We start from the raw sequence: 8,610 nt of genomic DNA, 5'->3' as shown, positions 1-8,610 counted from the left end.
CTACGACGGCTGAATACTTGTTGAACTAACCCATTTCCTACCTTTTCTATCCATCCCCGTCGGCGATCGCTTGTTGCGATTGGCCTTCGACGGGGAACGATCGTGGCGGGCACTTCACTTCATTCTGAAGCCTTCTCGCGTGGCGCACGCATGCTGCGAACGGCGCTTGGCCCAGCGATAGCGACGTTCCTTGAGGATCCCTCCATTGTTGAGGTGATGCTCAACCCCGACGGCCGGCTCTGGATCGACCGACTGTCGGGCGGCCTGGAGGATAGCGGACGGACGATGTCTCCGGCCGATGGCGAGCGGATCGTGCGCCTCGTCGCGCACCATGTCGGCGCTGAGGTCCATGCTGGCAGGCCGCGAGTCTCGGCTGAGCTTCCCGAGACGGGAGAGAGGTTCGAGGGACTGCTTCCGCCCGTCGTTGCGGCGCCTGCCTTTGCGATCCGCAAGCCCGCCGTCGCGGTGTTTACACTCGATGATTACGTCGCCGCCGGCACCATGACCGCCGGTCAAGCGGCGGCGGTGCGGGCCGCCGTCGCTTCACGCAAGAACATCCTGGTTGCTGGCGGCACCTCGACCGGCAAGACCACACTCACCAACGCGCTGCTCGCCGAGATCGCCGGCACCGCCGATCGCGTGGTCCTGATCGAGGACACGCGCGAACTGCAGTGCCGCGCGCCGAATCTGGTCGCGCTGCGCACGAAGGACGGCGTCGCGTCGCTGTCCGATCTGGTGCGGTCCTCGCTGCGCTTGCGCCCCGACCGCATTCCGATCGGTGAGGTCAGGGGCAGCGAAGCCCTCGAGCTCCTTAAAGCCTGGGGCACAGGCCACCCCGGTGGGATCGGAACGATTCACGCTGGCTCCGCGCTAGGCGCGCTTCGCCGCCTCGAACAGCTCATCCAGGAAGCCGTCCTCACTGTTCCCAAGGCGCTGATCGCAGAGACGATCGATCTCGTTGCGGTGCTGCGCGGCCGCGGCAGCGAACGCCGTCTCGCCGAACTTGCTCTCGTCGCCGGCCTCGATTCCGCCACTGGCGACTACCGTGTCCAATCCGCCGTGGCGGGCGGCGAACCCTTGCTTCCCGGAGACCCATCATGATTCAGTTTCCTTCCGCGATCAGTCGCGCTCGTCGTCGCAGCGTCAGCGACGTCGTGGTGATCACCTTCATCTCCATCGCCTTCGCGCCTGCGGCCCACGCCTCCGGCTCCTCGATGCCGTGGGAGACGCCGCTCAATCAGATCCTCGAGTCTGTGCAAGGGCCAGTCGCCAAGATTATCTCGGTCATCATCATCACCGTGACCGGCCTGACGCTGGCGTTCGGCGACACCGCCGGCGGCTTTCGCCGGCTGATCCAGATCGTCTTCGGCCTGTCGATCGCCTTCGCTGCCTCGAGCTTCTTCCTGACTTTCTTCTCTTTCTCGGGTGGGGCACTGGTCTGATGGCTGCAATAGTCGATCCAGAGGTGCCGGGCTTTTTCGCGCCGGTTCATCGCGCGCTCACGGAGCCAATCCTGATGGGCGGCGCCCCGCGCTCCGTCGCGATCGCGAACGGCACATTGGCGGCGGCCATCGCGCTCGGCCTGCGCCTCTGGATCCCCGGCGCGCTGATCTGGGCCGTGGGCCACGCCGCGGCCGTCTGGGCGGCCAAGCGCGACCCGCAGTTCGTGGACGTCGTCAGGCGTCACCTCCGCTATCCGCCTTACCTTGCCACATAAGGCTTCCATGCTGAACCTCACTGAGTATCGCAATCGACCCGCCAGCCTTCCCGACTTCCTGCCCTGGGCCGCTCTGGTCGAGCGCGGTGTGGTCCTCAACAAGGACGGATCGTTCCAGCGGACGGCGCGTTTCCGTGGTCCGGATCTCGACAGCGCCACGTCTGCGGAATTGGTCGGCGTGACGGCCCGCCTCAACAATGCATTGCGACGCCTCGGCTCAGGCTGGGCGATCTTCGTTGAAGCCCAGCGCGTCGCCGCCCAGACCTATCCCTACAGCGCCTTTCGCGATGCGGCATCGGCGCTGGTTGATCTCGAGCGACGGGACGCTTTCGAGGAAGCCGGCGCGCACTTCGAGACCCGCTATTTCCTGACCTTCGCCTGGCTCCCGCCGGCCGAGGACGCCTCGCGCATTGAAGCCTGGCTCTATGAGGGCCGCGCGCAGAATGGCGTCGATCCCTACGAGCTGCTGCGCGGCTTCGTCGATCGGACCAACCGCGTCCTGCAACTGGTCGAGGGGTTCATGCCCGAGGTGGGCTGGCTCGATGACAGCGAGACATTGACTTACCTGCATTCGACCATCTCCACCCGGCATCAGCGCGTGCGCGTCCCGGAGACGCCGATGCAGCTCGACGCGCTGCTTGCGGACGAGCCGCTCGCCGGTGGCCTCGAGCCGCGCCTTGGTAGCCACCATCTCCGCACGCTTACCGTGGTCGGCTTTCCGACCGCGACCCATCCCGGAATCCTCGACGAGCTGAACCGGCTTGCATTCACTTACCGCTGGTCGACCCGCGCGATCCTTCTCGACAAGACCGAGGCCGTAAAACTGCTGACCAGGATTCGCCGACAGTGGTTCGCCAAGCGAAAGTCGATCGCCGCCATCGTCAAGGAGGTGATGACGAACGAGGCCTCGACACTGGTCGACAGCGACGCGGCCAACAAGGCCAGTGACGCCGATCTCGCCTTGCAGGAACTGGGCACCGATGATGTCGGCCAGGCCTACGTCACCGCGACCGTCACCGTCTGGGACGAGGACCCCGGGCGCGCCACCGAAAAACTTCGCCTCGTCGAGAAGGTGATCCAGGGGCGTGACTTCACCTGCATGCCAGAAGGGGTAAATGCGGTCGAAGCCTGGCTCGGCTCGCTGCCGGGCCACGCCTATGCCAACGTTCGCCAGCCGCCGCTCTCCACATTGAACCTGTCCCACATGATTCCGCTGTCAGCGGTCTGGGCAGGACCAGCGCGCGACGAGCACTTCAAGGCGCCACCGCTGTTCTTCGGCAAGACCGAGGGATCGACCCCGTTCCGCTTTTCGCTGCACGTCGGCGACGTCGGGCACACCCTGATCGTCGGCCCGACCGGCGCCGGTAAGTCCGTGCTGCTGGCGCTCATGGCGATCCAGTTCCGCCGCTACCGGAACAGCCAGATCTTTGCCTTCGATTTCGGCGGCTCGATCCGCGCGGCCGCGCTGGCCATGGGTGGTGACTGGCACGACCTCGGCGGCAGTCTGTCCAATAGCGCCGAGGATTCCGTCTCGCTTCAACCGCTCGCTCGCATTGGCGACGCGGCCGAGCGTGCCTGGGCTGCCGAATGGGTCACCGCGATCCTCGCCAAGGAGGGCGTCACCATCGATCCCACCGCGAAGGAGCACGTCTGGTCGGCGCTGACCTCGCTGGCGTCCTCGCCTGTCGAGGAGCGGACGATCACCGGCCTCACCGTCCTGTTGCAATCGACCGCGCTGAAACAGGCTCTGCAACCCTATTGCGTCGGCGGTCGCTCCGGCCGGTTGCTCGACGCCGAGGTGGAGCAGCTTGGCCTCACGTCTGTTCAGGCCTTTGAGACCGAGGGCCTGATCGGGTCCGGTGCTGCGCCCGCCGTCCTGACCTACCTCTTCCATCGCATCGAGGGACGGCTCGATGGCCGGCCGACGCTCCTCATCATCGACGAGGGCTGGCTTGTCCTCGACGATCCCGCCTTCGCCCAGCAGCTTCGCGAATGGCTGAAGACGCTGCGGAAGAAAAATGCCTCCGTCATTTTCGCCACGCAATCGCTGTCTGACATCGACGGCAGCAACATTGCGCCCGCGATCGTCGAAAGCTGCCCGACGCGGATCTTCCTGCCGAACGAGCGCGCCATCGAACCGCAGCTCACGGCGATCTATCGGCGCTTCGGCCTCAATGATCGCCAGATCGAGATCATCGCGCGAGCAACGCCCAAGCGGGACTACTACTGCCAATCGCGACGCGGCAATCGGCTGTTCGAGCTGGGCTTAGGCCCGATTGCGCTCGCCTTCTGCGCGGCATCCTCCAAAGCGGACCATGCCGCCATCGAACGGCTGCTCGCCGAGCACGGCCGCGAGGGTTTTACACCGGCGTGGCTCGCCGATCACGCGCTCCTGTGGGCAGCCGATCTCATCCCCGACCTGACAAACCTGGAGGTGTAATCATGACCGCCCGCCAAATATCGCGCGCAGCCTTAATGGCCGCGACCGCTCTCTCGATTGGCCTATCGCTCCCGCCGCTTTGGACGGCGCCGGCCTCCGCGCAGGTGATCGTCTACGACCCCAGCAACTTCAGCCAGAACGTGCTGACAGCGGCGCGCGAGCTGCAGCAGATCAACAATCAGATCCAGATGCTGACCAACCAGTCCCAGAGCCTGGTGAATCAAGCGAAGAATCTTGCGAGCCTGCCGATGTCGACGCTGGCTCAGCTCCAGTCGACGATCGCGCGGACCCAATCGCTGCTCACGCAAGCGCAGAACATTTCTTTTAACGTCCAGCAGATTCAGACCGCGTATTCCAGCAACTACGGCGCGGCGCCGACCACCGGCTCCAACGCGACGCTGTTCGCCGCCGCCCAAGCTCGTTGGCAGAACTCGGTCGGCGCTTTCGAGGACTCGCTGAAGGTGCAGGCCGGCGTCGTCGGCAATATCCCGACCAACGCCGGCGCGATGACGTCGCTGGTTACGGCCAGCCAGTCCGCCAGTGGCGCGCTACAGGCAGCTCAAGCCGGCAATCAGCTCCTTGCCCTGCAATCCCAGCAGTTGTCCGATCTCGTCGCGGTTCTCGCCGTAAAGGGACGGTCGGACGCGCTGGAGCAGGCGCGCGTGACGGCGACGGAGTCGCAAGGCGCCCAGCAATACAAGATCTTCGCGACGCGCGGCGGCTATCAGCCCGGCAACGTCACCATGTTCAGCAGCAACTAAAGGCGTGGGACTATGGATCGCTCGGATTTCTGGCGCGCAGTCGCGATGGTCGCCTTGTTGGGTGTCTTCATGGCCACGCTGTCCTACATCCACCGGCGTCCGGCGTCCCGGCCGGTATCCGAGGCGCCCGCCATCTCTGCGCCCGACGATCTCTCGGCCGAGCTGCGCCGCTGCCGCGCGCTTGGGCCAGAGGATGCCGAAGATCCGCACTGCCGAGCGGTCTGGGAGGAGAACCGCGCGCGCTTCTTCGGCAGGCCGGCGCGGCCTCTGCTGCCACAGGCCGCGCCGGCCACGTCGCCAGCAACGAACGTGAGGTAAGGAGACCAGCGGTGAACAACGTCGGCGTTATCGACACCTTCCTCAATACCTACACCACGTATATCGATTCAGGCTTTGGCCTCATCAAAGGCGAGGTCACCTACCTCGCCTCGACGCTGATCGTCATCGATATCACCTTGGCCGGCGCATTCTGGGCCTGGGGCGCCGACGAAGACATCCTGCAGCGGCTGGTGAAGAAGACGCTCTATATCGGTTTCTTCGCCTTCATCATCACCAACTTCAACAAACTCTCAGGCGTCATCTTCAACAGCTTCGCCGGTCTTGGCCTCAAGGCCGGCGGCTGGTCGATCTCGACCGCAGACTTCCTGCGGCCAGGCCGGCTGGCACAGGTCGGCCTCGATGCCGGCCAGCCGCTGCTCGATGCCGCCAGCCAGATGATGGGCTTCACCAGCTTCTTCGCCAATTTCGTGCAGATCGCGGTCCTGATGGTGTCCTGGCTCCTGGTTCTGATCGCCTTCTTCATTCTGGCGGTGCAGCTGTTCGTCACCCTGATCGAGTTCAAGCTGACGACGCTCGCCGGCTTCATCCTCATTCCCTTTGCCCTCTTCAACAAGACGGCGTTCCTGGCCGAGAAGGTGCTCGGCAACGTCGTCGCCTCCGGCGTGAAGGTCATGGTGCTCGCGGTCATCGTCGGCATCGGGACTGGGCTGTTCTCCCAGTTCACGTCAGCCTATGCCGGCGGCCAGCCGACGATCGAGCAGGCGCTCTCTGTCGTGCTCGCCTCGCTCGCAATGCTCGGCCTCGGCATCTTCGGTCCCGGCATCGCAACCGGTCTTGTCTCGGGCGCGCCCCAGCTTGGCGCGGGCGCGGCCGTCGGCACCGGCCTTGCCGTCGCCGGAACGGCGATGGCGGCGGGCGCGGGGCTTGGAATGGCCGGGAGGGGAGCGGTAGCAGCGACCTCCGGCGCCGCGGCGGCCGCACGCGGTGGCGCGGCCTTGGCAGGCGGTATGTTCTCTGCCTACAGCCTCGCATCAGCCGGCGGGTCCGGCGCTGGTGGAGTTGCCTCCGGTCTCGGTGGCGCGGGCCGTGCTGCGGCGAGCGCGGCGGCAGCTCCCGTCGGAGGCGCCGCGGCGAGAGCGGTCAGTGCAATGAGTGAGAGCTTCACCTCTGGCGCCCGCGCCGGTGTCGCAAACACGGGTGGCTCCTCGACCATGGGGACCATTGAGCGTGGCGCGGCCGCAAACGATGGCGCCGCTTCTCAAGAGGCGGGCGAGAAAGGTCCGCCAGCCTGGGCTCAGCGCGTCAAGCGCAATCAGACGATCGTTCACGGCGCGCAGACGGCCGCGCAAGCCCTCAAATCCGGCGACAGCCATGGCGGCGGACATGCCGTCGACCTCAGGGGAGGAGAATAAGCAATGTCAGTCTTCAGGCGATCGTCGGTCCGCTATGGCCGCACGCCCGAACCAGAAACACCTTATCAGCGCGCGGCGCAGATGTGGGACGATCGCATGGGGTCCGCCCGCGTGCAGGCTAAGAACTGGCGACTGATGGCCTTTGGTTCGCTGATCCTTTCTTGCGGCCTCGCTGGCGGGCTCGTCTGGCAATCCACCCACGGCACTGTCGTTCCCTGGGTGGTGCAGGTCGACAAGCTTGGCGAGGCGCAAGCCGTGGCGCCAGCTGTCGCCGACTTCCGGCCGAGCGATCCGCAGATTGCCTGGTACCTGGCCCACTTCATCGCGATGGTGCGCTCGCTGCCGGCCGATCCGATCATCGTACGGGAGAACTGGCTGAAGGCGTATGATTTCACGACCACGGCGGGCGCGATGGCGCTGAACGATTACGCCCGGGCCAACGACCCCTTCGCCAGTCTCGGCAAGCAGCAGGTCGCCATCGACGTCTCCAGCGTCATCCGCGCCTCGCCCGACAGTTTTCGCGTGGCCTGGGTAGAGCACCGCTATCAGGACGGCGCGCTCGCCGGCACCACACGTTGGACCGCGATCCTCACCATCGCGATTCAGCCGCCCACCGACGCCGATCGGCTGCGCAAGAATCCGCTCGGCATCTATGTCAACGCCATCAACTGGTCGAAGGAGCTGGGACAATGACCCCGCCGATTTCCTCGCATGCCGGCGGTCCGGCTTCGCGTTTCTCCGTCATTCAGCAAAGCCGGAAAGACTGGGATCCGTATTTCAGTAAGTCCGCTTTGGTGGCTTTGCTGATGTCCGTCTCGGGGCTTGGCGGCTGCGCGCACAATTTCATCCCGTCCGACATCAACTACGACAGCGCTGAACCGGCGACGCTCACCACTGATCCGCCGGCGCCCGTCAAGATCGTGGAATTGCCAAAACCGCTGCCGCTGCCCGCGCAGTTGAAACCGCTCGCCGCCGGCAAACGCGTCCCCGAAGCCGCCGACCCAAAAGTTCGCGTCAAACAGGCCAATGCCGCGGCACGCGTGCAGCCGGTCCGCAACGGCTTTATCAACGCGGTCCAGGTCTATCCATTCTCGGGCGGAGCCCTCTATCAGGTCTATACGGCGCCCGGCCAGATCACCGATGTCGCCCTCCAGGAGGGCGAGCAACTTGTCGGCTCCGGTCCGGTCGCCGCTGGCGACACCGTGCGCTGGATCATCGGCGATACCGAGAGTGGCGCCGGTGCGAGCAAGAAGATCCACATTTTGGTCAAGCCGACGCGGCCGGAATTGATCACCAATCTCGTCATCAACACCGACCGGCGGACCTATCTCCTCGAGCTGCGCTCGACGGAAAAGACCTATATGGCCTCGGTCTCCTGGCAATATCCCGAGGACCAGCTCATCGCACTTCGGCAGCAGAACGCGACGGCTGAAGCAGCCGCGCCAATTGCAGCCGGTGTCGATCTCGGCTCGATCAACTTCCGCTACGCGATCGAGGGCGATGATCCGGCCTGGCGTCCGCTGCGCGCCTTCGACGACGGCAATAAGGTCTACATCGAATTCCCCAGCGGAATCGCCCAGGGCGAAATGCCGCCGCTGTTCGTCATCGGTCCGGCTGGCGGCTCTGAGCTCGTCAATTACCGGGCGAACCGCAACTACTACATCGTCGATCGCCTGTTCGCCGCCGCCGAATTGCGCCTTGGCGACAAGGACAGCGAGCGCCGCGTGCGCATCGTCCGCACCGACGGAAGGCCCCGCGCATGGCGATAGGCAGTCAAGATGAACGTCAAAGCGACATCCCGTCCGTCGCGCCACCGGATCTTCGGCTCCGAGGCGAGCGGCCACCTGTTACGCGCCTCTCGCGCAAGATGCTGATCGGTCTCGGCGCCGTGTCTGCGCTCGCGGTCGCGGGCGCGCTCGGCTACGCGCTTGAGACTCGCAACAAGCCGCAGGCCGGGCAAGAGTTGCTCAGCACCCAGAACCGCCCTTCACCTGAAGGCCT

9 protein-coding genes and 1 pseudogene are annotated in these 8,610 nt (G+C 65.3%); all 10 read left to right on the top strand.

Annotated features, from left to right (window positions below):
* The first annotated feature begins 150 nt into the window (after positions 1 to 150).
* Positions 151 to 1,101, top strand: coding sequence for a P-type conjugative transfer ATPase TrbB (gene trbB / locus IVA98_RS08600; protein WP_249816828.1), 951 nt, complete (start codon positions 151 to 153; stop codon positions 1,099 to 1,101).
* A complete protein-coding gene (locus IVA98_RS08595) occupies positions 1,098 to 1,442 on the top strand; it encodes a TrbC/VirB2 family type IV secretion system protein (protein WP_247354648.1) in 345 nt (114 codons plus the stop codon). The genes trbB and IVA98_RS08595 overlap by 4 nt, the downstream gene beginning before the upstream one ends.
* Positions 1,442 to 1,717 carry a VirB3 family type IV secretion system protein gene (locus IVA98_RS08590; RefSeq protein ID WP_247354647.1) on the top strand — a complete coding sequence of 92 codons (276 nt, stop codon included), beginning with the start codon at positions 1,442 to 1,444 and terminating at the stop codon, positions 1,715 to 1,717. Before IVA98_RS08595 ends, IVA98_RS08590 begins: the two co-directional genes overlap by 1 nt.
* Before the next feature lie 7 nt (positions 1,718 to 1,724).
* The gene (trbE, locus tag IVA98_RS08585) at positions 1,725 to 4,157 is read left to right on the top strand and encodes a conjugal transfer protein TrbE (protein WP_247354646.1); all 2,433 of its coding nucleotides are present in this window, start codon (positions 1,725 to 1,727) and stop codon (positions 4,155 to 4,157) included.
* Between the two features lie 2 nt (positions 4,158 to 4,159).
* Positions 4,160 to 4,918: a P-type conjugative transfer protein TrbJ gene (trbJ, locus tag IVA98_RS08580; RefSeq protein WP_247354645.1), complete on the top strand. Its 759-nt coding sequence runs from the start codon at positions 4,160 to 4,162 to the stop codon at positions 4,916 to 4,918.
* Between the two features lie 12 nt (positions 4,919 to 4,930).
* Positions 4,931 to 5,236, top strand: a complete 306-nt coding sequence (gene trbK-alt, locus IVA98_RS08575) for a putative entry exclusion protein TrbK-alt (RefSeq protein WP_247354644.1) — start codon at positions 4,931 to 4,933, stop codon at positions 5,234 to 5,236.
* 11 nt (positions 5,237 to 5,247) lie between these two features.
* A complete protein-coding gene (trbL, locus tag IVA98_RS08570; protein ID WP_247354643.1) occupies positions 5,248 to 6,609 on the top strand; it encodes a P-type conjugative transfer protein TrbL in 1,362 nt (453 codons plus the stop codon).
* 3 nt (positions 6,610 to 6,612) lie between these two features.
* On the top strand, positions 6,613 to 7,302 hold the full coding sequence (trbF, locus tag IVA98_RS08565; RefSeq protein WP_247354642.1) for a conjugal transfer protein TrbF: 690 nt from the start codon (positions 6,613 to 6,615) through the stop codon (positions 7,300 to 7,302).
* A complete protein-coding gene (gene trbG, locus IVA98_RS08560) occupies positions 7,299 to 8,378 on the top strand; it encodes a P-type conjugative transfer protein TrbG (RefSeq protein ID WP_247354641.1) in 1,080 nt (359 codons plus the stop codon). The genes trbF and trbG overlap by 4 nt, the downstream gene beginning before the upstream one ends.
* Positions 8,369 to 8,610, top strand: a pseudogene (locus IVA98_RS08555) (TrbI/VirB10 family protein); the annotation flags it as partial. The gene trbG and the pseudogene IVA98_RS08555, both read left to right, overlap by 10 nt.

It is taken from the genome of Bradyrhizobium sp. 160 (assembly GCF_023073735.1).
Classification (GTDB): domain Bacteria; phylum Pseudomonadota; class Alphaproteobacteria; order Rhizobiales; family Xanthobacteraceae; genus Bradyrhizobium.
The sequence above is the reverse complement of the archived record's forward strand: the minus strand, read 5'-3'. Positions and strand labels throughout refer to the sequence as shown.

Bases quoted from the DNA above. Each gene is read 5' to 3' on its own strand.
- IVA98_RS08590 (WP_247354647.1), top strand. From the start codon at position 1,442: ATGGCTGCAATAGTCGATCCAGAGGTGCCGGGCTTTTTCGCGCCGGTT.
- trbG (WP_247354641.1), top strand. From the start codon at position 7,299: ATGACCCCGCCGATTTCCTCGCATGCCGGCGGTCCGGCTTCGCGTTTC.
- trbE (WP_247354646.1), top strand. From the start codon at position 1,725: ATGCTGAACCTCACTGAGTATCGCAATCGACCCGCCAGCCTTCCCGAC.
- IVA98_RS08595 (WP_247354648.1), top strand. From the start codon at position 1,098: ATGATTCAGTTTCCTTCCGCGATCAGTCGCGCTCGTCGTCGCAGCGTC.
- trbB (WP_249816828.1), top strand. From the start codon at position 151: ATGCTGCGAACGGCGCTTGGCCCAGCGATAGCGACGTTCCTTGAGGAT.
- trbK-alt (WP_247354644.1), top strand. From the start codon at position 4,931: ATGGATCGCTCGGATTTCTGGCGCGCAGTCGCGATGGTCGCCTTGTTG.
- trbF (WP_247354642.1), top strand. From the start codon at position 6,613: ATGTCAGTCTTCAGGCGATCGTCGGTCCGCTATGGCCGCACGCCCGAA.
- trbJ (WP_247354645.1), top strand. From the start codon at position 4,160: ATGACCGCCCGCCAAATATCGCGCGCAGCCTTAATGGCCGCGACCGCT.